Source organism: Pantoea sp. AG1095 (assembly GCF_003208415.1).
GTDB lineage: Bacteria > Pseudomonadota > Gammaproteobacteria > Enterobacterales > Enterobacteriaceae > Pantoea > Pantoea leporis.
The window spans coordinates 217,908-243,314 of the sequence record NZ_QKMJ01000004.1; the positions used below are offsets into that span (position 1 = coordinate 217,908).

Here is a 25,407-nt window from a genome sequence, read left to right on the forward strand (position 1 = left end):
TAACAGATCGCACATACCGTAGCGGCTAATTTATAGCGCATCAATCAGCTGTGCGCGATAAATCGCGCCGCTGCAGATTTTGCGTGACCATATCAACCTGGAGCTAAAATGAAATTCTCCAATCAAACAGTTCTGGTGACCGGCGCAAGTCGCGGCATTGGTGCGGCGATCGCTAAAGCCTTCGCCGCAGAAGGCGCGTTTGTGGTGGTGAACTATCTGCGCAATGAAGCTGCCGCTGCGGGCGTGGTTGAGGAGTGTCGCGCATTGGGCGGCGACGCGCTGGCGATTGCCGCAGACGTCATCTGTGAGCAGCAGGTCAACGCCATGATGGAGCAGATCGTCAACGCCACCGGCCGCCTCGATGCGGTAATCAACAACGCTTTCGCACCCTACGTTTTCGACACTGAAAATCGTTCACGTTTCTGGGAAACGTCGTGGTCAGGCTATCAGTCGCAGTTCGATGGCGCGGTAAAAGCCGCCTATAACGTTTGCCAGGCGGCGCTGCCTTTGATGCGTGCGCGCGTGCGCGGCAGCATCGTTAATCTCACCAGCGATCTGGTGGCGCGTCCTTCGGTGCCTTACCACGATTACATCACCGCCAAAGCGGCATTGACCGGCTTTAGCCGCACGCTGGCGATGGAGCTGGGCCCGCTGGGGATCCGCGTAAACTGCGTGGCGCCCGGCCTGGTGTATCCCACCGATGCCAGCCAGGCAACGCGCAAAGCGGTGCGCGATTCTCTTACCGCGCAAACTCCGCTGCGGCGCATCGCGCGACCGGAAGATGTCACCGGCCCGGTGCTGTTTCTCGCCTCCGACTGGAGCGAATTTGTCACCGGGCAAACGTTGTGCGTCGATGGCGGATTAGTGATGAATTGATCCGTACGGTCGCCATTAATTCATGGCGACCGTTCCGCATTAATAAGCTTAAGACGAATGATATACATCTCTACGCAATCACGGATTAAATAATAGATATTTCACACGCTATCGCCTCTCAGTATTTTCTTTACTGAAATGAGTAAAACACACAATTAAGTGAGAATTTATACATCCTTATTTTATGAATAAGGATCACGTCTGGCTAAATTTCAGCTTCCCTGAGTTATACCATTACCCTATAGTTTTCGTGGTTAACGGAGGAAATTTCAGGGATATACATGTATCACAGTGATGCGGTCATAAAGCAGCTTCAGGCGCAAAGGATTCTGGCAGAAAAGCTCGACAACGCCGTTTCCGGCGTTATTGATGCAGTTTCCGATCAGGTCAGTAAGATTAATAAAGGGGCGACCCGGCTTTCATTTTATGCATCGTGTTTTACTGATGAGTATTATGATGTTTGTAAAAAACAGGCGCTTGAGGATAGTCGATTCCTGATGGGGGTAGCGCAGTTAGTAAAAGAGCGAAATATTGTTTTCTCACTGCTAAAAACATACTTAGATTATCAACTGCAAAACAGAAATTTCCGGCAGCTTGAAGTAATAAAAATGCATCTAATGCGGGCTAACATCCATATCGCTGCAAGTACACTCACTTCATCTTCGTTTAGTCTGGGCGCAACACTTGCGGTTGTAGCGGGACTTAACATTACTCTACCTATTGGAAGGAACATTGGACAAGTCGTTGGGGTTATGGCCGGTGGCTTGGGAATATATGGTGTAGTTCAGAATGCAGCAGACAGCGCGAAGCGCCTGCAGTTAATGCATCCGCCTTATTATCACGCATTATATGTTCGTGAGCTCGAAATGATGTATTTCCTTGTTGAAACTTCACTAATACGTGCAGGCGCACTTAAAAACGAATGGCTATCAGATTATGAGATCGCTGCAGTTTTAATGAAATTGATGGGGAAAACATGAAGAGATTTTTAAAACGGTGGTTAATTACTGAAGGAAAGTTTTTGCTATGTATTTATGGCCCGGTTATTACTACTTTAATATTTGGAGTGTTAAAGGTAATTTATTATCCAGATAGTGGAATGTTGAGCGTAGGGGTGTTTTATTTGTGCGCTCTGACATTCTTTATTTATAAGTTTCGTTAATTTAAAGGATTAAATATGTCAACTCCAGCACATCTCTGGTTAGAAGATGAAAGCGGATCGCCAATTGTGGGTTCGAGCATGATGCCGACCAGACTCGGTTCGATAGAGCTCAATTCGGTCATGCACAATATTACCATCCCGGTGGATCCGCACACTGGAAAGCTGACAGCCACACGCATTCATGCACCAATATCCGTTCAAAAGGAGTTCGATAGAACAACGCCGCTACTGTTTCGTGCATTGTGTCAGGCCAGAACGCTGAAATCTGCGACCATCAAGATGTACCAAATTAACGAAGCGGGTATTGAGGTTGAGTATTTTAATATCCGCCTGGATAACGTCAAAATCTCCAGCATCTCTCCGGCTCTGCTGCCAAACGGCCAGACCAGCACGCATCTGGAAAATATTGAGCTACGATATGAAACGATCACATGGAAATACGTGGACGGAAATATTGTGTTTAAGGATGGATGGAACGAGAGGATGATTGCTTAGCATTCGGCTAAGATTGCTGACGCTGAGGATTAAAAATACATGAACAAAATAGTATTGCTTAAAGACGATATAACCAAAGTCCCAGTGGAAGCCATTGTGAACGCCGCCAACACCTCCTTGCTGGGCGGCGGCGGAGTTGATGGCGCCATCCATCGTGCGGGCGGGCCGGCGATTTTGGCTGAGTGTCAGCAAATCAGGAATCGACAAGGTGGCTGCAAAGTCGGAAATGCAGTGATCACAACGGCGGGTGATTTGCCAGCAAAATATGTCATTCACACCATTGGTCCACACTGGCATGACGGGCAACATGACGAAGAAACGCTGTTGAAAAATGCCTATCTGAGCTGTTTTAAACTGGTAAAAGAATACGGCATTCAAACCGTTTCGTTTCCTAATATCAGCACTGGTATATACAGATTTCCGAAAGTGCTGGCGGCTGAAATCGCACTAGCCGTGATTGATCAGTGTTTGCGTGAGAACGCCAATATCGAGCAAGTCAATTTGGTCTGCTTTGATGAGGAAAATTACGACCTGTATTCAAAAATGCTTGGGCAATAAAGTTCTTTATAATTTCATTCAGCCGCACTCGAATAACGATATATTTACGGTTGGCTAGACAACATTGATGGCTATCTTATCGCCATCTTAAGCCGGGAAAAATGGCAATTTTTTACCCTTACTCAATAATCAAAAGGAATGGTTAATAACATGAGGTTTAGATTTCGAAAATCGATAAGCATTATTCCCGGTGTAAGGATGAACCTGAGCTCCTCGGGTGCGAGTATGAGTGTTGGGCCGCGAGGGGCATCCGTTTCGTTCGGCAAACGCGGTACTTATGCCAATCTGGGACTTCCAGGGACGGGATTGAGCTATCGAACTCGTTTAGATCGAGCAAGTGCAGCGAGCAGAAAACGCAATGCTTCTCGACAAGAGGATCCCTATTTACGGCAAGAGCTTGAGCAAGAGGTGGAAGCGCTTAATCAGGCTGTAGACGATATTGTGAATATCTATCTCCTTACACCTGATCCTCGTACGGGGCATTCCTACTCCGAGCTCGAAGCGCATTATCGGCAGTTGATGTTGCAGCCCTACAATGTGCCTGCACCTGTCCGTCCCGAAAAGCCCGTTCCTCTTATTGCACCTGAACAACCTGAAGACAATCAAGGTCGTGGTCTTATTGGACGAATATTTGAATCAGCTTCTGCTCGCCAGGATCGGCAAACACGTAATATTGAGCAATGGCAACGAGAAGTAAAAGAGTGCGAACAGGAAAACGAACTTTCTCTGAAGCGATATCAGGCGATGCGTCAGCGCTGGGCGGAGCTATACGCTAACTGGAAATTCGATGCGGCTGAACATGAAAAGAAGATTGCAAGCAAGTTGGCAAATATTGAATCGCAATTCGCCACCGATAACAGCTATTTCGAATCACTTCTGTCCGAAGTCATTCAAGCTGCAGACTGGCCACGCGAGACGCTGGTGTCGTTTCAGGTGAATGCCTCCACATCTGAAATTCTCATTGAAGTAGATTTGCCAGAATATGAAATGCTGCCTACTTCATCAGTACGGGTGAATGCCCGTGGAACAGAGATTATTGAAAAAGAGTTGTCACAAAAGGCGATGCGAGAACGTTATGCTTTGCATGTGCATGGTATCGTATTGCGGCTGGCTGGTATGGCTTTTTGCGCGCTGCCATTTAATACCGTTATCATTAGCGGCTTTACTCAGCGAATCAGTAAACAGACCGGGCACTTAAATAATGAATACATCCTATCCTCACGTATTGAACGTTATTTATTTGAACGGCTCAACTTTAGCAATCTGGAAAATGTCAGCCCGATTGACGCTTTTGATAAATTCCAAACACAGCGTCGCATGAGCGCAACATTCATTTTTCAACCCGTTACACCTATTGTTTGAGAAGATGATCGCGGCCTCTACTACTCGGAAACCCTAACCAAATTTGACGCGACCGCATTGATTCAGTCTATATCGGGTGACAAAAGGATCTGTAATAACCCCACACCCCATAAAAAAAGCGGCCCTAAGGCCGCCAAAACCCTCAACTGCAGTGAACATTGAGGAAGGAGGATAATAAACGGGTTAGCCTTTCACACCACCAGCCGTCAGGCCGCTGACCAGCCAGCGTTGGGCCAGCAGGAACACCAGCGTAATCGGAATTGCAGAGAGCACCGCCGCCGCGGCAAAGTCGCCCCACAGATAGTTTTGCGGGTTGAGATATTGCTGCATGCCGACCGCCAGCGTGTAGCTGTTCACATCGCGCAGCAGCAGCGAGGCGACCGGCACTTCGGTGACAGCGGCGATAAATGCCAGAATAAACACCACCGCCAGAATCGGCACTGAGAGCGGCAGCAGCACCAGCCGGAACGCCTGCCACGGTGTGGCGCCATCAAGCGCGGCGGCTTCTTCCAGCGATCCGTCGATGGTTTCGAAATAGCCTTTAATGGTCCAGACGTGCAGGGCGATGCCGCCGAGATAGGCAAAGATCACGCCGCCATGCGTATTCAGGCCAATAAACGGCAGATATTGTCCTAAGCGATCAAACAGCGCATAGAGCGCCACCAGCGACAGCACCGCAGGGAACATCTGGAAAATCAGCATGCCTTTTAACAGCGTGGCGCGCCCGGCAAAACGCATGCGCGCAAAGGCATACGCGCAGGTGGTGGAAAGCGCCACAATACCAATCGCGCTGATGGCGGCGATTTTCACCGAGTTCCACAACCACAGCAGCACCGGGAAGGGCGGCGGCGTGACGCGGCCATCGGCGTGCTCCACGCTGAAACCTAACGCCAGCTGCCAATGTTCCCAGGAAATCTGCTCCGGGATCAGCGAGCCGGTGGCGAAGTTACCGGCGCGCAGTGAGATGGCGAACACCATCAGCAGCGGAAACAGAATTCCCGCAATAAACATCAGCAGCAGCAGGTGCGTCATCAACAGACGCAGCTTTTGCGATTTGGGTTGCACCATAGCCATAACGTCTCCTTAATCGAATTTCATCCGCACGGCTTTAAGATTGATCACCGCCAGCGCGCCTACCAGCAGGAAGATCAGCGTGGCAATCGCCGCCGCCAGACCAAAGTCCTGACCGCCGCCGCCTTCAAACGCAATGCGCCAGGTGTAATTGACCAGCAAATCGGTGTAACCCGCTGGCGTGGTGGTGCCGATACGATCCGGTCCGCCGTTGGTCAGCAGCTGCACCAGCACGAAGTTATTAAAGTTAAAGGCAAAACTGGCAATCATTAGCGGCATCAGCGGCTTCAACAGCAGCGGCAGGGTAATCAGGAAGAAGTTCTGCAGCGGCCCGGCGCCGTCCATCGCCGAAGCTTCATAGAGATCGTCTGGAATCGCTTTCAGCAGCCCCATGCAGAGAATCATCATGTAGGGATAACCCAGCCAGGTATTGACGATCACCAGCATGGTGCGCGCCAGCGTTGGATCGCTGAACCACGCGGGCTGGAAGCCAAACAGCGCTTTCAGCATCACGTTGATTTCACCGAAGCTCTGGTTAAACAAGCCTTTGAAGATCAGTATCGAGATAAACGCGGGCACGGCGTAAGGCAAAATCAGCATCACGCGATATACCGCTTTGCCTTTCAGCGCTTCCCACTGCACTAAGCAAGCCAGCACCATGCCGACCGCCACGGTGAGAATTACCGTCACAAACGAAAACAGCAGCGTCCAGCCAAAAATCGCCAGAAACGGTTTTTGAATCCCTTCATCGGTAAATACGCGAATGAAATTCTTCCAGCCGGTATTCACCGTGAAGCCCGGACTCAGCGCTTCGCCGCTGCTGTTTTGATAGAAACCGCTCTCACGATTGGCCTGATACAGCGCGCCGCTTTGCTGATTTTTCAGATCGCCGTTGGCTTGCAGTACATACAACGGGCGCGTACCGGAGAACTGACGCAGTGAGCTCATCACCACCTGACGACCATCCGGCAGTTCGGCCTGAATCTGGTTCAGCGCCTGACGATTGGTGGTGACGATGCGCAGTGTGGCGCGTTCGCCCGGCGGTGGCGGGGCGCTGGTGAGTTTCAGCTTTTGCGATCCGCCAAAGGCAAACGCCGGCGAAACGAAGGTTTGCCCGTTGGCCGCTTCGGTCAGCACCAGCTGCCAGCGATCGCCCGCCGGGATCAGTGAGAAGTTCAGCGCCGAACCATCCTGATATTGACGGCTCAACAGCACCTGTTGCGCACGTTCCAGCGTCAGCTGGTTGGTGCTGCTGTAGTTGGTAAAGGCAATCGCCACGGTACAGGCGAGGGGAAACAGTACGAACAGCGCCATGCCGGCGAGTCCGGGGTAGACATAGCGCCAGGCATAAGCGCGACGGTTGGCATAAATCCAGATGCCGACGGCGCTGATAATCAGCGTCACCAGCGCAAACAGATATTCACCTTTTGCATACATCAGCACGAGCAGATAGCCGACCAGCAGACAGCAGATCCCGAGAAAAAGAGCCTTCAGCACGGCGCTGAACCGTGCTGTTTTCGGTTTTCCTGACATGATGCGGTTTTCCTTAACAGCCAGTAACGAGCCGGATTGCGCCGGCTCTGGTAGAGAGGATTACTTGTTGAGTCGTGCCTGCGCATCTTTCAGCGCCGCATCGACGCTTTGACGTCCGCTCAGCGCATTCAGCGTGGCGGTGCGCATCGCGTACCAGAAGGCGGCCATCTGCGGAATGTTCGGCATGATGTCGCCGTTGCGCGCGTTGGTCATGGTGGCGGCAATGCGCTCATCTTTTTCCAGCGTCTGCTGGAACGATTTCAGCGCCACCGCGCCGAGCGGTTTGTCTTTGTTGACCGCATCAAGACCAGAATCGGTCAGCAGGTAATTTTCCAGGAACTCTTTGGCCAGCTCTTTATTCGGGCTGGCGGCATTGATGCCGGCACTCAGTACGCCGACGAAGGTTTTGGAGTTTTTGCCATGCAGCGTGGGCAGCAGCGTGACGCCGTAGTTGATTTTGCTCTTATCGATGTTGCTCCACGCCCACGGCCCGTTAATGGTCATGGCGGTTTGCCCCTTGTTAAAGGCGGCTTCGGCGATGGAGTAATCGGTATCGGCATTCAGCGTTTTGGCCTTCACCTGATCAACAAGGAAGCTCATGCCCGCTTTGGCGCCCGCGTTATCCACGCCGGTATCTTTCACGTCGTAACGGCCATCGTTGAGCTTAAAGGCATAAGCGCCGCCCGCCGCCAGCAGCGGCCAGGTGAAGTAAGGCTCCTGCAGGTTAAACATCATGGCGCTCTTGCCCTGCGCGCGCATTTTCTTATCAATGGCGGCGATCTCTTCCCAGCTTTTTGGCGGCTCAGGCAGCAGATCTTTGTTGTAGATCAGGGACAAGGACTCTACCGAAATCGGATAACCGATCAGCTTGCCGTTGAAGCGCACCGCGTCCCAGGTGAAGGGGAAGATTTTCTCCTGGAAGCGCGCATCCGGCGAGATCTCCGCTAACAAGCCCGACTGCGCATAGCCGCCAAAGCGATCGTGCGCCCAGAAGATGATGTCCGGGCCGTCGCCGGTGGCGGCCACCTGCGGATACTTCTCTTCCATTTTGTCCGGATGCTCAACCGTCACTTTGATGCCGGTCTCCTGCTCAAACTTTTTACCCACTTCAGCCAGGCCGTTGTAGCCCTTGTCGCCGTTGATCCAGATGACCAGCTTTCCCTCTTCAATCTTTGCAACGGCAGAGGCTGAAAACAGCACGGCCGTCAGGGCGGAAAGGGCAAGAATGCGTGCACCGGTTTTCATTGTCATAACTCCATCCTGTTAGCGGAAACGGAAATCGTTTTACCTGCCACATTGTGAGTATCTGCCGCCGCTTCTCATCCTCCCCGGCTCTACGCCTGCTTATCACCTGATGTGATCTGCGTTGCAAAACCACCCGGTTATCACGGGCTGGCGCACACAATCGTCGCTCTGCTCTGCGTCATAGCTCACAAAAATGGTTGCCTGCCGCGTTTTATCAGACAGGTTTGCAAGATCTCCTCCTCCCGTCTCCTCCCCCACGCTGATGCCGTGCGGTGGAGGATGTCGGCCTTGATGTCCTTGCCCATAGTGGTCGCCGGGGTCTGTCCGCCGACTTGCGGACAAGGAATAGCAAGCTGATAGCAAGCTGAGAGGAAAGCATCATGTCGAGCGTTACGTTGCGCAGTGTCTCCAAGGTGTGGGGCGAAACCGAGGTGTCGAAAAACATCAGCCTTGAGATCGCCGAAGGCGAGTTCGTGGTTTTTGTCGGACCTTCAGGCTGCGGCAAATCGACGCTGCTGCGCATGATTGCCGGTCTGGAAACCATCACCAGCGGCGATCTGTTTATTGGCGACAAACGCATGAATGAGGTGCCGCCCGCCGAGCGCGGCATCGGCATGGTGTTTCAGTCCTACGCGCTGTATCCCCACCTTTCGGTGGCTGAGAACATGTCGTTCGGCCTGAAGCTGGCCGGCACGCGCAAAGCGGAGATTCAGCAGCGGGTCAATCAGGTAGCGGAAGTGCTGCAGCTGGCGCATCTGCTGGATCGCCGTCCGAAAGCGTTGTCGGGTGGTCAGCGTCAGCGCGTGGCGATTGGCCGAACGCTGGTGGCGGAACCGCGGGTGTTTTTACTCGATGAGCCGCTCTCCAACCTTGACGCGGCGCTGCGCGTGCAGATGCGCATCGAGATCTCACGCCTGCATAAGCGTTTGAAGCGCACCATGATTTACGTCACCCACGATCAGACCGAAGCGATGACGCTGGCCGATAAGATCGTGGTGCTGGATGGCGGCCACGTTGCCCAGGTCGGCAAGCCGCTCGAGCTGTATCACTATCCCGCCAATCGTTTCGTCGCCGGTTTTATTGGCTCACCGCGCATGAATTTCTTACCGGTAAAAGTCACCGCCACCGCCATCGATCAGGTTCAGGTGCGTTTACCCAATACCCAGCTGGTGTGGCTGCCGGTCGACAGCGCCGGTGTGCAGGTGGGCAGCAACATGTCGTTAGGCATTCGTCCCGAACATCTGCTCTCCAGCGATATCGCTGACGTCACCCTCGAAGGCGAGGTGACGGTGGTGGAGCAGCTGGGACACGAAACGCAAATTCACATCCAGATTCCCGCCATTCGTCAAAGCCTGGTATACCGCCAGGAGGACGTCGTGCTGGTAGAAGAGGGCGCCCTGATGGGCATCGGCCTGCCGCCAGAGCGTTGCCATCTTTTCCGTGAAGATGGCAGCGCCTGTCGCCGGCTACATCAGGAACCCGGTGTTTAGCCCTGCAAAACAATAAAAGCAATGACCTCAGGAGATAGAAAATGTTAACTCTGCGCAAACTCCCTATCGCGGTTGCTATCGCGGCAGGCACGCTCGCTGCCCCGTCGATGGCAGTCGATTTTACCGGCTATGCCCGTTCCGGCATCGGCTGGACCGGCAGCGGCGGGGAACAGCAATGTTTTCAGGCCACCGGCGCTCAAAGTAAATACCGTCTGGGCAACGAATGTGAAACCTACGCTGAACTGAAGCTGGGCCAGGAAGTGTGGAAAGAGGGCGATAAGAGCTTCTATTTCGATACCAACGTCGCCTATTCGGTTTCTCAGCAGAATGACTGGGAAGCGACCTCGCCCGCGTTCCGCGAGGCCAACGTCAAGGGCAAAAACCTGATCGAATCGCTGCCGGGTTCCACCATCTGGGCCGGTAAGCGTTTCTACCAGCGTCATGACGTGCATATGATCGACTTCTACTACTGGGATATTTCCGGTCCCGGTGCCGGTCTGGAAGATGTGGATCTCGGCTTTGGCAAACTCTCTTTCGCCGCCACGCGCTCCTCCGAAGCGGGCGGTTCTTACACCTTCTCCAGCGATCAGATTCGTGATTACGCCACCAGCACCGCCAACGACGTGTTTGATGTGCGCCTCGCAGGTCTTGAAACCAACCCGAACGGCGTGCTGGAGCTGGGCGTCGATTATGGCCGCGCCAACGCGCGTGACGGTTATCGCCTGGAAGATAACGCCTCCAAAGATGGCTGGATGTTCACCGCCGAACACACGCAGAGCATGCTGAAGGGCTACAACAAATTCGTGCTGCAGTACGCCACCGATGCGTTGACTTCACAGGGTAAAGGGCTGCCGCAGGGCACCAACATCAACAACAGCGGCAGCATGTATCGCGTACTCGATCACGGTGCGATTAGCCTCGCCGATCGCTGGGATCTGATGTATGTCGCCATGTACCAGAACACCGATCTCGATAACAACCGTGGTACCGAGTGGTACACCGTGGGCGTGCGCCCCATGTACAAATGGACGCCAATCATGAGCACGCTGCTTGAAGTGGGCTACGACAACGTGAAGTCGCAGCAGGTGAACGAGCGCAACGGCCAGTACAAAGTGACGCTGGCGCAACAGTGGCAGGCGGGCGACAGCATCTGGTCGCGTCCGGCACTGCGTCTGTTCGCGACCTACGCCAAATGGGATGAGAAGTGGGGCTACAGCAAAGACAGCTCAGGTGATTTGACCTCCTTTGCCTCGAACGACAGCAGCGGCAACGGCATTCTGACCAACAGCCGTGGCAACAACGATGAGGTGACATTCGGGGCGCAGATGGAGATTTGGTGGTAATGCACCCGCATGTGGCTTAACTGAGACAATCTCTTTTCGGCGCGGCGCGCCATTGCCTGGTTCGCGCCGCCGCCTGACAGTTTTTGAGGTTATACAATGAGAATGAAAAAAACGGTTTTTGCGCTCTGCCTGAGCGCCGCGCTGCTGGCCGGTCAAAGTTTACCGGCGCTCGCTGATGTCAATCTGGTGCCACAGGATCTCTCTGCCGCGCCCACATTCCCCGCCGCCAGCCTGCAAACGCTGAGCTGGCTGCCGGTCGATACCTCACGCACGCAGGTCACTACGCTGAGCGAGAGCCACAGCAACCTGAATGCAGCGGGCGTGACGGGTTCGGTGGCGGCCTACAGCTTGCCAGCCAATATCGGTGAACTCACCATTACGCTGAGCAGTGAAGTGAAACAAAATCAGGTGTTCGCACCGAATGTGCTGGTGCTGGATGAGAACATGCGTCCGGCGGCCTGGTTCCCGGCGCGCTTTTTCACCTACCAGCAGCCGGGCGTGATGGCGGCGGATCGGCTGGAAGGCGTGATGAAACTGACGCCTGCGCTGGGTCAACAAAAGATTTATCTGCTGGTATTCACCACCGAGAAGGATTTGACCGAAACCACCACGTTATTGGATCCGGCGAAAGCCTATGCCCGCGGTACCGGCAATGCGGTGCCGGATATCCCCGATCCGATTGCGCAGCACAGCCGCGATGGCACGTTGAAACTGAAAGTGAAAACCAGTTCAGGTTCATCCATTTTGGTTGGACCGCTGTTTGGATCATCGAGTCCTGCGCCGGTAACGGTGGGCAATACGCAGCCGGTTGCGCCGGCGACTTATCGTGCTGCCCCGGTTTCGGATGCAAAACCTAAACCGATCATGACGGATACCGAAGGTTACTTTAATCAGAACATCCGCGAAGCCGTTGAGAAGGGCAATATCGATAAGGCGTTGAAGCTGCTGGATGAGGCTGAGCGTCTAGGCTCAACGTCGGCCAGACAGGTGTTTATCAGCAGTGTTAAAGGCAAGGGGTAATCCGCCCCGGCAGTGCTGATTTGTCCCATCTGGTGCGCTTCGGCGCACCTTTTTTTCAGGAGTGGGCACTGGCGTATCTGCTTCGTCACGGGCCGTCCTCGCGCCGCTAGCGCGGTGCCTTCAGCTTTCACGTCGTGCCGACGGACCATTCGGGGATCGGCCTTCCTGGCCGGCCCCGAACTTCCTCACGCATCCATGCGTGAGTCTCCTGGCTCAACGTAAAAGCCTCAGCGCTGCGGATAGCCCTTATGCCGAAGCAGATACGCCAGTGCTGCTAGCAATGTGCCCATTTAACAGCAGGCACTCGAGCTCATTGGCAGGCCGGGGTCACTTTCGGGCAGGCGATCCGCAGCGCTGAACGAAGCGAGGAAGCCAGGAGAGCCCGCAGGACGCGGGCGAAAGGCGGAGCCGGGACAGGGAAGTCCCGTCTCCGCCGGTCCGTCAGGCAGACGAGTGAAGTGAAGGTACCGCGCATGCGGCGCGAAGGCTGCCGGACCGAAAGTGACCCCGGCCTGCAACCATGCAAGGCAACCAATAGCGACTAAACATTACGCCTCCGTTGATCGATATCCGCCAACAACGCATTGATCTGCGGGTCAGCAAACATCGCCTCCAGCGAAGCGCTGAGTTTGCGGCGCCAGTTGGGATATTGGCGGGTGGTGCCGGGAATATTCACTGGGGAAGCCATATCCAGCCACTCTTCGGGTTGCAGGCCCAGCAGCGCGCTATTGCTGTCGGCCAGATAACGCTGCATCGCCGCACTTAACGCGCGATCCATCACCTGCGGTTCGGCCTGTTCGGGCAAGCAATTGCTGCGTTGCAGGCTCTTAAACAGCGCGCGGCGCGCGGCTAAGCGTGACTTACTCAGACCGGCAAGAATTTGCTTATCAGGATAAAGCCCCAACTCGCTGCCCAGCCGTAAATCGTCGCTTTGCCACCAGCCGCGCAGGGTCGGCATATCGTGGGTGGTGGCGACCGCCATCGCCTGACGTGGCCAGCGGGCGGGGGCGCGAAAGGCCACTTTGGACGTCTGCTCAAAATAGAGCACTTTGTAGGAGTAAACGCCCGCCTGGTAAAGCTTGCCGATGATCTTCTCCGGCACCGTACCCAAATCCTCACCAATTACCATGCAGTGATGACGCTGGCTCTCCAGCGCCAGAATCGCCAGCAGATCGTCGATGGGATAATGCACATACGCGCCTTCGGCCGCGCTTTCGCCCTGCGGGATCCACCACAGTCGCAGCAGCGCCATTACGTGATCAATGCGCAGCGCGCCGCAGTCGTGCATGTTGGCGCGCAGCAGATCAATCCATGGCTGGTAGGCGCGCGCCTGCATAATCTGCGGATCCATAGGCGGCAATCCCCAGTTCTGGCCCAGCGGGCCGAGGATATCCGGCGGCGCGCCGACGCTGGCCTGCAAGCAGTAAAGCTCGCGATCGCTCCAGGTTTCCGCGCCGCCCTGCGCCACGCCCACCGCCAAATCGCGGTATAAGCCAATCGGCATCGCCTGCTGCTGGCACACCGCCCAGCAATCAGCAAACTGGCGCGCGGCCAGCCATTGCAGCCACAGATAAAAGCGCACTTCATAGGTGTGTTCGATGCGGAATGCCCGCACCGCTGCGCTGTCTGGCGACTGCAACGCCGCAGGCCAGGTTGTCCAGTCGTAGCGCTGAGGGGCTTCGGCGATCTGCGCAGCGTGCAGTGCATCAAACACGCCCTGATGCAGCAGACTTTCACCGCCTTGCTGCATAAAACATTCAAAGGCGACAACCAGGCCATCATCCGCACCGCGCTGCCTGAACTGCTGCCAGGCGAGACGCAGCGCCTCCAGCTTGAGGTGAGTAACCGCTGAATAATCGACCCACTCAGCGTCCCGCGCCGCCTGTAGCGCCTGCTGCGTGATGGTCGCCTGCCACCAACGCTGGGCCTCTTCACTCAGCGTAAAATCCTCAACGGCGGCGACATCGATATACAGCATGTTGAGCCAGCGCCGCGACGAAGGGCTGTACGGACTGGCGCTTTCCGGCGTTGCCGGGAACAGCGCATGCAGCGGGTTCAGCCCAATACAGGCCCCGCCACGCTGCGCAACCTCAACCAGCATCTGCTTTAAGTCGCTAAAGTCACCGATTCCCCAGTTGGACGCCGAACGCAGCGTATACAGCTGAATACACGCACCCCACAGCGATTGCCCTTGCTGGATGGCTGGCGGCTCGTAACAGCGCACGGGCGCGACAATAATCCGACAGTGAAACGCCTGCTGCTGCGCAGTGAAACTGAGCTGGTGATAACCCAAAGGCAGCGCAGGCAAAACGATCGACTGGTTGGCGATTGCGCGCCCTTGCCAGCGTTCGCCCTGTTCCGCGATCAGCTGCCATTCGCCTGTTATGCAGGGCGCAGGCAGCACAATCTCCGCCTGTTCTCCCTGCACGATCAATACCGGCGGCAGCGGCGAAGCGTGCGGTTGCGCGGGATGCATCGCCGCCAGCAAACGCTGGCGGGTAACGGCAGAAACCGATTGCAGCTGGCCGTGCGCGTCAATGTATTCGCTGGCGATTTCGGCGGTTGGCGTCATGGTGCTGTTCATCGCGCGGCCTGCCAGACGCGTTGCTGATAGTCGCGGATGGCGCGGTCGGCGCTGAACATGCCGCAGCGCGCGGTGTTGAGGATCGCGGCGCGCGTCCAACCATGCTGATCGGCCCACAAGGTTTCTGCCTGCGCCTGCGCGTTGAGGTAGTGACGAAAATCGGCCAGCACCAGATAAGGATCGCCGCCTTTGGCGCTCAGGCTGTGCAGCAGCGGCTCGAACGCGGTGACGTCGCCGTCGCTAAAGGTGCCGTCTTCTAACGCTTTCAATACCCGATCCAGCTGCGCATCTTTTTTGCGCCACGCGTCAGGCGAGTAACCTTCTGCTTGCAACGCGCTGACCTGATCAACGGTATGACCAAAGATAAAGATATTGTCGCGCCCAACCTGTTCGGCGATCTCCACATTGGCGCCATCCAGCGTGCCGATGGTTAAGGCGCCGTTCAGCGCCAGCTTCATGTTGCCGGTGCCGGATGCCTCTTTGCCAGCGGTAGAAATCTGCTCGGAGAGATCCGCCGCCGGGATCAGCCGCTCGGCAACCGTAACGTTGTAATCAGGCACAAATACCACTTTCAGGCGATCGCCAATGCGCGGGTCGTTGTTGATGGTGGCCGCCACTTTGTTAATCGCATAGATGATGTTTTTGGCCAGCACGTAACCCGGCGCGGCCTTGGCACCAAACAGCACCACGCGCGGCGTCAGGTTGGCCTGCGGATCGCTCACCAGCGTTTGCCACAGCGCGATAATGTGCAGCAGCGCCAGATGCTGACGCTTGTACTCGTGCAGGCGCTTGATCTGTACATCAAACATCGCCTCTGGATTCACCTGGATGCCGGTGCGTTCTGCGATCCATTGCGTCAGCGCAACCTTGTTCTGCTGCTTGATGGCGCGATACTGCGCCTGGAATGCGGCGTGATCGGCGTAGGTTTCTAACGTTTTCAGCTGATCGAGATCGGTGAGCCACGGCTGATCGAGGGTTTGGCTGATCAACGCCGCCAGCGCCGGATTGCACTGATTAATCCAGCGGCGCGGCGTTATGCCGTTGGTGACGTTGTGAAATTTCTCCGGCCACAGCGCGTGATATTCCGGGAACAGATCTTTTACCACAAGCTGCGAGTGCAGCGCCGCCACACCGTTCACCGCAAAGCCGCTGGTGACGCAGAGATTGGCCATGCGCAGTTGGTTATTGTGAACCAGCGCCAGTTTCGCCCAGGTCGCTTCGTCGCCCGGCCAGTGCGCTTCAACCTGCTTTTTCAATTGGGCATTGAGTTGGTTAACGATCAGCATATGGCGCGGCAGCAGGGCGCGCACCATGCGCACATCCCAGCACTCCAGCGCTTCAGGCATCAAGGTGTGATTGGTGTACGCAAAGGTGCGCTGGGTAATATGCCACGCCTCGTCCCAGCTCAGCGCGTGTTCATCCAACAGCAGGCGCATCAGCTCGGGGATCGCCAGCGTGGGATGGGTATCGTTGAGCTGAATCACTTCATGATCCGGCAAGCTGGCAATGCTACGGCCGGCGCGCTGATGACGGCGCAGAATATCCGCCAGCGAGCAAGCGCACTGGAAATACTGCTGCATCAGGCGCAGCTTTTTGCAGTTGTCGTGATTGTCGTTGGGGTAGAGCACTTTAGTGAGTTTTTCAGCTTCAATGCCCGGCTGCTCGGCGCGCAGAAAATCCCCGTTATTGAAGCGCTGCAAATTAAACGGCTGCGCATGTTTCGCCTGCCACAAGCGCAGCGGCTGAGTGACGCCATTCTGATAACCGACCACCGGCAGATCCCAGGCTTCGCCGAGAATTTGCACCGCCGGCTCCCAGCGCGCAACGCCATTGTGCGTGATGACTTTGCCGCCGAGATGCACCGGCACAGTTAACGCCGCGTTATGGTTAAACCACGGATAGCTGTCGCGCTGCCAGTCATCCGGCATCTCCTGTTGCGCACCATCAACAAAGTGCTGGCGGAACAGACCGTACTGATAACTGAGTCCGTAGCCGGTGGCGGGTTGTCCCACGGTTGCCATCGAATCGAGAAAACAGGCGGCGAGCCGGCCCAAACCGCCGTTGCCCAGCGCCGGATCGGTCTCACACGCTTCCACGTCGCTCAGCGTGATATTCCACTCGGCCAGCGCCTCGTTCACCTCGTCATACCAGCCAAGGTTGAGCAGATTGTTGCCGGTGAGACGACCAATCAAAAACTCCATCGAGATGTAGTTAACGTGACGCTGCGGCGTGGCCGCTGGTGGCGCAGGCATCTCCGCCAGCATGTCGGCCAGTGCGCCACTCAGCGCCTGCCACCATTGATTGGGCGTCATCTCTTGCGCATCGTGCAGACCAAAACGTTGCCATTGTCGGGTTAGCGCGTGTTTAAAACGGGTGCGATCAAATTTCATAATCAGTCCTGTCAGGGCGGAGGTGAATGTGCTTCATTCTGCGCGTCAGCCATGACGCGCTCCTCCTCCTGCACCAAATTCAGCGGGGAGGATGAGCGGGGAGGAGAGGCTGAGGGAAATCTTAAAGTGTGACAGGAATGTGATAACCGTCGCTTTTGTTAAGACTGCTTAATGGGTTAGCTTGCATTAGGTAAACGAATATCTGAACGTATGTGACTATTAATTACGAAGCGTAAAATAATGATGCGCCACGTTTAGGGAGAAGCGTTTACCGATGTTAATACCCTCCAAACTTAGCCGACCGGTCCGCCTTGAGAACACGGTTGCGCGCGAGCGCCTGATGCAAAAACTCGGCGCGGCGGGCAATTACCGTTTGGTGTTGGTGACCAGTCCGGCGGGATATGGCAAAACCACGCTGATCTCGCAATGGGCGGCGGGGAAAGCCAATCTGGGCTGGTATTCACTGGATGAGGGCGACAATCAGCCTGAACGCTTCGTCGATTACCTCATCGCAGCGCTGCAGCAGGCAACGCAGGGCGGCTGCGCCTCCAGCGAAGCGCTGGCGCAGAAACGGCAGTACATCAATCTGAACGCGCTATTCGCCCAGTTGTTCAGTGAGCTGGCAGCGTGGCAGCAACCGATTTGGCTGATCATCGATGATTATCATCACATCACTAATCCCGCGATTCACGACGCGATGCGCTTCTTTCTCCGCAATCAGCCGGAAAATGTGACGCTGATTTTGCTGTCACGTAATTTGCCGCAGCTCGGCATTGCCAACCTGCGCGTGCGCGAACAGCTGATTGAGTTAGGCAGCCAGCAGCTGGCGTTTACCCATCACGAAGCCAAACAGTTTTTTGATTGCCGCCTGACAACGCCGCTGGAATCGGAAGAGAGCGGGCGTCTGTGCGATGACGTGGCGGGTTGGGCGACGGCGCTGCAGCTGATCGCGCTCTCGACGCGTCAGGGCGCGAGCTCCGCTCAGGATTCCGCGCGCCGTCTTTCCGGCATTAACGCCAGCCATCTGGCGGATTATCTGGTTGAGGAGGTGCTGAATAACGTGGATAGCGCCACACGACATTTTTTACTGAAAAGCGCGCTGCTGCGATCGATGAACGACACGCTGATCGCCTGCGTAACCGGCGAAGAACAAGGGCAGATGCGGCTGGAAGAGATTGAACGTCAGGGCCTGTTTTTGCAGCGCATGGATAACTCGGGCGAGTGGTTTAGCTATCATCCGCTGTTTGGCAGTTTTTTGCGTCAGCGCTGTCAGTGGGAACTGGCGGCGGAACTGCCTGCGCTGCATCGCGCGGCGGCTGAAAGCTGGATGCGGCTGGGTTTCCCTGGCGAAGCGATCCATCATGCGCTGGCGGCTGGTGATGCGTTGATGCTGCGCGATGTGCTGCTGCAATACGCCTGGACGCTGTTTAATCAGAGCGAACTCACGCTACTGGAAGATTCTCTCAAGGCGCTGCCGTGGGAAATTCTGCTGGAAAATCCAAAGTTAGTGCTGTTACAGGCGTGGCTGATGCAAAGCCAGCACCGGTTTTCCGAGGTGAGCAGTTTGCTCACGCGCTTTGAGCACTCCTGCAGCGAACAGATTGATGATGTGCTGCGCGGCGAATTCAACGCGCTGCTGGCGCAGGTTTCGATAAATGATGGTAACGCCGAAGAAGCCGAGCGGCTGGCGTTGCTGGCGCTCGATGCGCTGCCGGAAAGCCGTCAATACAGCTGCATCGTGGCGACGTCGGTATTGGGCGAAGTGATGCACTGCAAAGGCGAGCTGAGCAGTTCGCTGAAGCTGATGCGCCAGACCGAGCAGATGGCGCGCCGCGAGGAAGCGTGGAATTACGCGTTGTGGAGTCTGATTCAGCAGAGTGAGATTCTCTTTGCGCAGGGGTTTTTACAGTCCGCATATGAGATACAGGAGCGGGCATTTGTGCTGGTGAAAGAGCAGCATCTGACGCAGTTCCCGATGCATGAATTCCTGCTGCGAATTCGCGCGCAACTGTTGTGGGCGTGGGGCCGGCTTGACGAAGCAGAACAGGCGGCGCGCGAAGGGATAAAAGTGCTGAAAGGCTATCAGCCGCAGCAGCAAATTCAGTGCCTCGGTTTGTTGGTGCAGTGTTCACTGGCGCGCGGCAATCTCGATAACGCGCGCAGCCACCTGAGTCGGCTGGAGAATCTGCTTAACAACGGATCGCTGCACAGCGACTGGATCGCCAATGCCGATAAGGTGAGAGTGATTTTTTGGCAGATGACCGGCGACAGCCAAAGCGCCAGCAGCTGGATGCGCCAGACGGTGAAACCAGAGTTTGCCAACAATCATTTTCTGCAAGGCCAGTGGCGCAATGTCGCGCGTGCGCAGATTCTGCTGGGAAATATGAGCCAGGCCGAAGTGGTGCTGGATGAGCTGAATGACAATGCGCGCGCGCTCAACCTGATGAGCGATATGAATCGCAATCTGCTGCTGTTAAATCAGATTTACTGGCAAACCCAGCGCAAAGCGGAAGCGCAGCAGGCGCTGACCGAAGCGCTGAAACTGGCGCGCAGCACCGGTTTCGTCAGCCATTTTGTGATCGAAGGTGAAGCGATGGCGCAGCAGCTGCGTCAGCTGATTCAACTCAACACGCTGGATGAACTCGATAATCATCGCGCCAGACGCATTCTCAGTGAGATTAATAAATATCATCGTCATAAGTTTGCCCATTTTGATGAGGGCTTTGTTAGCCGCCTGATTAATCATCCTGATGTGCCGGAGCTGATTCGCACTAGCCCGCTAACCCAACGTGAATGGCAGGTTTTGGGGCTGATCTATTCGGGATACAGCAACGACCAAATTGCTGGCGAGCTGGATGTCGCTGCTACCACCATCAAAACGCATATTCGCAATCTGTACCAAAAACTCGGCGTGACGCACCGCGCGGAAGCGATGAATCAGGCGCAGTCGATGCTGCGGATGATGGGGTATGTTTAAGGCGGACACCGGCTCGCGGTTCAGACATATTCCAGAAAATAATGTCCCTCTGAAGGGGAGCGGATATATGCAAACCCAGACACGCCCAAGTGCATACCTGCAATCAATAGGTTTTCTCGTGAAGCGCGCTCAAGAATTGCTCTTCGTGTTTGCTCTGCCTGGTCAGGATCGTAATCAAAGGCGATTGAAACTTGCGGATGGGCAATTTGAATATGCGGATAATGCGTAATATCACCCCAAATCAGTAATTTTTCATCGCGGGAATCTATCAGGTAGCCGCTGTGACCAGGCGTATGTCCCGGTAGGCTGACTGCGGTGATATCTTCAGCAATCGCTGTTTCTTCCGTAAATCGAACAGTTGAATAAGCTTCGAACGTGCGACGAAACAGCGAACCATTCATCAGTGCGCGTTCACTCAGGCTAGTTAATTTTTCATTATCCAGCCAGAAGTTTGCTTCTGCTTTGCTAATGTAGAGTGCTGCATTTCGGTAAGCGGGTCGCCCATTCTCACCCAGCAGACCGCCAATATGATCGGGATGTGCGTGGGTCAACAACACGGTATCAACCTCGTCAGGCATGATGCCGGATAAAAGGAGGTTTCGTCTTAATTCTCCACCGATATGATTGAGGTTTCCCATACCCGAATCGATCAATATTATTCGTCCCGCTCCACGGATGAGATAGCTATTAATTTGGATATCATCCGCTGCTTTTATTCCGGCTTGTTGCTGTATATTTACCGCTGCTTCAGGTTCTATTCCAGATAACAGACTCAGGCTGGCTTTCATCACGCCATCACTAAGCGCAGTGACCTTATAATTTCCGATATCCCTTGCGCTGAATAAATTCGTCAAAATTACCTCGTCAAATGTAGATAATAAAAATAGAAGATGACTCTGTTTGCTTAATTAAACGTCGCATTACTTAAGATGTTGCGGCAATATTTATTGTGTGGCTATCATCATTCTCGACTGAGTTGTGACCGGAAAAGTTATGGACATTAAGTTATTGCGCTCTTTTGCTCTCGTCGCCGAACTCGAGCACATCGGTCAGGCAGCTGAGAAATTGCATATTTCAGCATCCCCTTTGAGCCGCCAGGTTCAGCAACTGGAAGATGAGTTAGGTGTGGCACTTTTTCATCGGGAAAAGAAACGCCTCTATCTCAGCGCCGAGGGCAAGCAGTTCCTGACAGAAGTGAAGGCATTGCTTTTGCACCATGATCGTCTGAATGGACTGGGTAAAAGTTTGAAGAATGGTCAGTCGGGCAGGCTTGATATTGGCTATGTCGAAGCGGCCATTCACTCACTTCTACTTCCTGAAAGCCTTGCCCGGTTAAATTGCTCGTCAAAAGTTGATATACAGCTCCATGCCTTACGCTCACAGGCACAAATCGATGCGCTAGCGAATCATGCGCTGGATCTGGCACTGGTTTATAACGAGCCGGAAGAGGATGACTGTTTTGCCTTTCAAAGCGTGTTAGTTGAGCCGGTGGTGCTGGCTATGCCAATAGAACAGGCAATTAGGGATCCCAGACCTGAGCAGTTACACATGAAGCGCTGGATCGCCGATAAGCAAAGTCTAAATACGGCAGTGTCCAACCGCTTGCTTGAGGTGTGTGAAGTGAGTGGGTTTACGCCTGATATTCGGCTTGAGGTTAGCGGACCACTGGCGGCGCTCTCCTGTGTTGAAGCAGGGCTGGGATTTACCTTTATTCAGCGAAGTCTTGCGCGGCTTGCTTCGTCGTCTGTCATTGTTGTTGAAGTACCCTGGCTGGCGCTGTATGTGAATCTCTATGCGGTATGGCGGAGAAATGAGGCCAAACCGCTGGTCAGCCGCTTACTGACGGCATTGAGGGAACACGTTCCCTCTTGATGTTAATGTGATAGCCACTCATCGCGGGTTAATTCCCACAATTCATAATCGAGAACACCCGCGACATACTCTTTTTTGCCAGTTTCAATCAGACGCATGCCGGATTTAAGTGAGATCTTCACTGAGCCAGTATTTACCGCCGCTTTTGGCACACGTAATACTTCGCGGCCCAGCGTTTTAAACCAGAAATCATTCACGGCGTTGCAGGCTTCACTCATATAGCCACGTTGCTGCCACTCAGGTACCAGCCAAAATCCGCGGTTATCATTTTCTGCATCGCGCAGTTCGATCAGACCGATTAATTCCTCTGGCTTCTCCTGACGTCTGATACTCCAGCACCAGCCTCGACCTTCCTTAACGGCGGGCAACACCACGTTATCAACGTAATCCTGTGCGGCACCTTCAGGATAAGGCCAGGGCACGGCAGCATTGAGATAACGCACGATCTCCCAGCGCGGAAAGGCGATTTGTATCGCCTGCCCATCACCGCTTTCCAGAGGTTTCAGGATTAATCGTTGCGTTTTGATTTCTGGCGTCATAGTTCCTCCATTTAGCACGTCATCGTCAATTAAGGATTGTCCCTGTTATCCAGCCGTAATTGCATGAATGTCAGATCCAGCCAGCGGTGAAATTTCGTTCCTACCTGATGAATCTGTCCGGCGTCGGTAAATCCTAACTTACGATGTAACGCGATTGAAGGTGTGTTTTCAGACTCAATACCCGCCACCATCACGTGTTTTCCCTGCGTGGTTGCGTAGGTGATAAGTGACCGCATTAAGGCTAATCCAATACCTTTTCCCTGAGCGGCATTATGGACATAGACCGAATGTTCGACCGTATAACGGTATCCATCCCAGGGACGCCAGTCACCATAGGAAGCGTAACCGAGCGCGATATCCTCTTCATTTACGGCGACCAGAACCGGGAATCCTGCTGATTGCCGATCCAAGAGCCATTTGATTCGGTTTGCAATATCTACCGTTTTATCGTTCCAGATGGCTGTGCTGTTCAGCACTGCATCGTTATAAATATCCGTGATTACTGGTGCATCTTTTTCAACTGCCGAACGTATGTTCACCATAGACACCTCGCTTGTATGCCACTAAAGTAGACGCTCCGTACACTATCTTATATATCTACTATGTCAGACGAAAAATCCACTAAAGAAGATGATTTAAACGCGCGAATTGGCAAAAAAGTGAAAGCTGAAAGGGAAAAGCGCAGTTGGTCACTTACCGAATTGGCTGAGCAGTCTGGCGTTTCACGGGCGATGATCCATAAAATTGAACGTGGCGAAAGCAGTCCTACGGCGACGTTGCTGGCACGTTTGGCGGGTTCGTTTGATCTGAGCATGTCGCAATTGATCGCGTTGAGCGAAGTGCAGACTGGCACATTACTGAAACAGCATCAGCAACCGATTTGGCAGGATCCTGAGACGGGATATATCCGACGACATGTTTCGCCGGGGCAAATACCGCTCGATCTTGTCAGCATAGAATTGCCGCCCGGCGTTAGCGTGCCGATGCCGGTAATTTCCTATCTGTCGCGCCGTCAGCTTATCTGGATTTTAGAGGGCGAACTGAGTTTTCATGAAGGCGAAAAAATCTTTGAAATGCAGACGGGTGATTGTCTTGAACTGGGCGATCCCGCCGACTGTATTTTCAGGAATGACTCGGAACAACCTTGTCGCTATGCGGTGATAGTACTCAAATAAGGTCAGCAGCAGTTGAACATCCATGTTTAATGGACCTAAAACTGCCGCCTGGATTGTGCTTTAATGCGCGCACCAGTTCCTGAGCGAATTAATTCCGCCATCTGGTGAGGTAAAGCCAGCGCAGCCTAATATCGAGTCGAATAACTTCTCATGGAATACCGGCGTTTTGTCGTTCTGCAATTGCTGCAGTTTGGCAAATGACGCTTTGTTATTACTGTCACTTAAAAACTTATCGGATGCCCAAACCATAATTGGCACCGTGCGCTGCGCCATCGGCGCATGATCGCGTGGCGTGCCGTGGAAATGCAGATTGTCGGAAATCGATTCTCCGTGATCGGAGGCATAAAACACGATGGCATTTTTATCTTTCAGGCTATCGAACGTCTGCTTAAGAAAATAATCGGTATACAAAAGACTATTATCGTAAGAGTTGATCATCTCCTGCGTGCTGCAGGCATCATCAATGCCCTGACACTCCGGTGTGTAACGCGCGAATGCCCGTGGATAGCGTTCGGTATACATATAATGTGAACCTTTGGTGTGAAGAATTACAATATGTTTACCCTGCGGATGGCGCTGAATGGAGTCCTGCAGTTCATTAATTAACGCCATATCATCCACCGGCTTACCGACATTACGCTTCTCCGCCTGAATAGATTCGCGCATTGAATAACTGTCGGCCATGACTTTGTTATAGAACCAGGCTTCGCTCTGCATGGAATAGAGATCTTCCGAGAAACCTTGCTTCTTCATCACAGTAAAGACATTCATCTCTTTCAGGGTGCGCTGCGGAGCTTCTGAGGCGCCGCCTTCTCTGACAAACATACAGCGCAGCGAGAGCTTGGTTGAGGTATCACAGGAATAACCCTGCAAGTGAACGAGGTTTTTTTCGTGATCGAGATAAGGCGTGTTGTCGCGATTGTAACCGTATAAACCCATATGATCGCGGCGGGCACTTTCACCAATCACAAACACGATATACAAGTTATCGGCATTTTTCGGTGGGACGTATTTAAAGTGTTCAGCGGGATCGTATAGATTACGGTTGTCTTCAGCCTGACTGAATGAACTGTATGCCAGCAAGCCAACGCCTGATAACCAGTTAGACGGTGAATAAGTACCGGCAACAATGCCGCCGTAGCTGGCCATCATGCGGTTATTTTTCTTGTCCTGTTCATCCTGCACCTTGCCCATTAAATTCAACGGTAACCAGCAACCTAATGCGGCAATCACAATGGCGATGGTTTTATAAGACCAGTAACGCTTTTTGCTGATATTTGAAACGGGTTTACTGCGCATTCCGCGCCAGATTAGCCACAGCGGAATGACGTTGATAATTACCATCCACAGCACAAAGTGCCAACCCACCGATTCCTTAGAAAGATCCAGTGAATCGGTGGCTAAAACGGCGGCGATGATTCCATAACCAATATCAATATTAAAGAAAATCATGTAATAACTGGCCGCGCTGGAGAAAATCACCAGCATGGTCATCAATACGCGCGACAGATATTTTCCGGTTAATGAGGTTAACAACGTTAACAGCATCACCAAACAAAATGCAGCGATGACCTCAGTCACTAATGAAAGGGTATTATCAAACTGCAGTTGCGTATAGCGCCGGATAAAAATCGGAATATTAAGCAATACGCCGATATAGAGCGAAATAAACGCCGGTAGATAAAACTGTTTAACCCAACCCTTTATAAACATGT

At 53.8% G+C, this 25,407-nt stretch carries 20 protein-coding genes; 11 read left to right on the forward strand and 9 right to left on the reverse strand.

Annotation, left to right across the window (positions count from 1 at the left end):
- Positions 1-108 precede the first annotated feature (108 nt).
- The 5 genes from DEU53_RS11440 to DEU53_RS11460 all read left to right on the forward strand — a co-directional run bounded on the left by DEU53_RS11440 (position 109) and on the right by DEU53_RS11460 (position 4,453).
- On the forward strand, positions 109-876 hold the full coding sequence (locus tag DEU53_RS11440; protein ID WP_110867138.1) for an SDR family oxidoreductase: 768 nt from the start codon (positions 109-111) through the stop codon (positions 874-876).
- A gap of 281 nt (positions 877-1,157) precedes the next feature.
- On the forward strand, positions 1,158-1,856 hold the full coding sequence (locus DEU53_RS11445) for a hypothetical protein (RefSeq protein ID WP_110867139.1): 699 nt from the start codon (positions 1,158-1,160) through the stop codon (positions 1,854-1,856).
- Between the two features lie 197 nt (positions 1,857-2,053).
- Positions 2,054-2,533, forward strand: coding sequence for a type VI secretion system tube protein TssD (locus DEU53_RS11450; RefSeq protein WP_110867140.1), 480 nt, complete (start codon positions 2,054-2,056; stop codon positions 2,531-2,533).
- Between the two features lie 39 nt (positions 2,534-2,572).
- On the forward strand, positions 2,573-3,091 hold the full coding sequence (locus DEU53_RS11455; RefSeq protein WP_110867141.1) for an O-acetyl-ADP-ribose deacetylase: 519 nt from the start codon (positions 2,573-2,575) through the stop codon (positions 3,089-3,091).
- Between the two features lie 150 nt (positions 3,092-3,241).
- A complete protein-coding gene (locus tag DEU53_RS11460; RefSeq protein WP_110867142.1) occupies positions 3,242-4,453 on the forward strand; it encodes a DUF4236 domain-containing protein in 1,212 nt (403 codons plus the stop codon).
- 183 nt (positions 4,454-4,636) lie between these two features.
- Here DEU53_RS11460 and malG read toward each other — a convergent pair whose 3' ends face one another.
- Genes malG through malE form a run of 3 tightly spaced genes read right to left on the reverse strand, consistent with a single transcriptional unit; the run spans position 4,637 to position 8,308 of the window.
- On the reverse strand, positions 4,637-5,527 hold the full coding sequence (gene malG / locus DEU53_RS11465; protein WP_008110659.1) for a maltose ABC transporter permease MalG: 891 nt from the start codon (positions 5,525-5,527) through the stop codon (positions 4,637-4,639).
- 9 nt (positions 5,528-5,536) lie between these two features.
- A complete protein-coding gene (malF, locus tag DEU53_RS11470; RefSeq protein ID WP_110867143.1) occupies positions 5,537-7,057 on the reverse strand; it encodes a maltose ABC transporter permease MalF in 1,521 nt (506 codons plus the stop codon).
- A 60-nt stretch (positions 7,058-7,117) separates the two neighbouring features.
- Complete coding sequence (malE, locus tag DEU53_RS11475) at positions 7,118-8,308, reverse strand: maltose/maltodextrin ABC transporter substrate-binding protein MalE (RefSeq protein WP_110867144.1); 1,191 nt, start codon at positions 8,306-8,308, stop codon at positions 7,118-7,120.
- Between the two features lie 374 nt (positions 8,309-8,682).
- Between malE and malK the strand changes: the two genes are divergently transcribed.
- The 3 genes from malK (at position 8,683) to malM (ending at position 12,155) form a co-directional block, all read left to right on the forward strand.
- Entirely contained in the window at positions 8,683-9,792 is a 1,110-nt protein-coding gene (malK, locus tag DEU53_RS11480; protein WP_101761287.1) for a maltose/maltodextrin ABC transporter ATP-binding protein MalK, read from the forward strand.
- 41 nt (positions 9,793-9,833) lie between these two features.
- Complete coding sequence (locus tag DEU53_RS11485; RefSeq protein ID WP_110867145.1) at positions 9,834-11,135, forward strand: maltoporin; 1,302 nt, start codon at positions 9,834-9,836, stop codon at positions 11,133-11,135.
- 96 nt (positions 11,136-11,231) lie between these two features.
- Entirely contained in the window at positions 11,232-12,155 is a 924-nt protein-coding gene (gene malM / locus DEU53_RS11490) for a maltose operon protein MalM (protein ID WP_110867146.1), read from the forward strand.
- A 541-nt stretch (positions 12,156-12,696) separates the two neighbouring features.
- Here malM and malQ read toward each other — a convergent pair.
- Together malQ and malP are read right to left on the reverse strand one after the other, a co-directional pair.
- Entirely contained in the window at positions 12,697-14,739 is a 2,043-nt protein-coding gene (gene malQ, locus DEU53_RS11500) for a 4-alpha-glucanotransferase (RefSeq protein ID WP_110867147.1), read from the reverse strand.
- Positions 14,736-17,129 (reverse strand): maltodextrin phosphorylase, encoded by a 2,394-nt coding sequence (malP, locus tag DEU53_RS11505; RefSeq protein ID WP_110867148.1) that lies wholly within the window; start codon positions 17,127-17,129, stop codon positions 14,736-14,738. Before malP ends, malQ begins: the two co-directional genes overlap by 4 nt.
- A gap of 274 nt (positions 17,130-17,403) precedes the next feature.
- On the opposite strand from malP, the gene malT reads away from it, so the two are divergent.
- Entirely contained in the window at positions 17,404-20,106 is a 2,703-nt protein-coding gene (malT, locus tag DEU53_RS11510) for an HTH-type transcriptional regulator MalT (RefSeq protein WP_101761292.1), read from the forward strand.
- A 20-nt stretch (positions 20,107-20,126) separates the two neighbouring features.
- Here malT and DEU53_RS11515 read toward each other — a convergent pair whose 3' ends face one another.
- The gene (locus tag DEU53_RS11515; RefSeq protein WP_370445565.1) at positions 20,127-20,960 is read right to left on the reverse strand and encodes an MBL fold metallo-hydrolase; all 834 of its coding nucleotides are present in this window, start codon (positions 20,958-20,960) and stop codon (positions 20,127-20,129) included.
- Positions 20,961-21,099: 139 nt separating this feature from the next.
- Between DEU53_RS11515 and DEU53_RS11520 the strand changes: the two genes are divergently transcribed.
- A complete protein-coding gene (locus DEU53_RS11520) occupies positions 21,100-21,978 on the forward strand; it encodes a LysR family transcriptional regulator (protein ID WP_110867149.1) in 879 nt (292 codons plus the stop codon).
- A 2-nt stretch (positions 21,979-21,980) separates the two neighbouring features.
- On the opposite strand, the gene DEU53_RS11525 is transcribed toward DEU53_RS11520, so the two are convergent.
- Both DEU53_RS11525 and DEU53_RS11530 read right to left on the reverse strand, forming a co-directional pair.
- On the reverse strand, positions 21,981-22,517 hold the full coding sequence (locus DEU53_RS11525) for a GNAT family N-acetyltransferase (RefSeq protein WP_110867150.1): 537 nt from the start codon (positions 22,515-22,517) through the stop codon (positions 21,981-21,983).
- A 29-nt stretch (positions 22,518-22,546) separates the two neighbouring features.
- A complete protein-coding gene (locus tag DEU53_RS11530; RefSeq protein ID WP_304465974.1) occupies positions 22,547-23,056 on the reverse strand; it encodes a GNAT family N-acetyltransferase in 510 nt (169 codons plus the stop codon).
- A gap of 63 nt (positions 23,057-23,119) precedes the next feature.
- Here DEU53_RS11530 and DEU53_RS11535 point away from each other — a divergent pair, with 63 nt between their 5' ends.
- Positions 23,120-23,692, forward strand: a complete 573-nt coding sequence (locus tag DEU53_RS11535) for an XRE family transcriptional regulator (protein WP_110867152.1) — start codon at positions 23,120-23,122, stop codon at positions 23,690-23,692.
- Between the two features lie 60 nt (positions 23,693-23,752).
- Here DEU53_RS11535 and eptB read toward each other — a convergent pair whose 3' ends face one another.
- Positions 23,753-25,405: a kdo(2)-lipid A phosphoethanolamine 7''-transferase gene (gene eptB / locus DEU53_RS11540; protein ID WP_110867153.1), complete on the reverse strand. Its 1,653-nt coding sequence runs from the start codon at positions 25,403-25,405 to the stop codon at positions 23,753-23,755.
- Between the last annotated feature and the right edge of the window lie 2 nt (positions 25,406-25,407).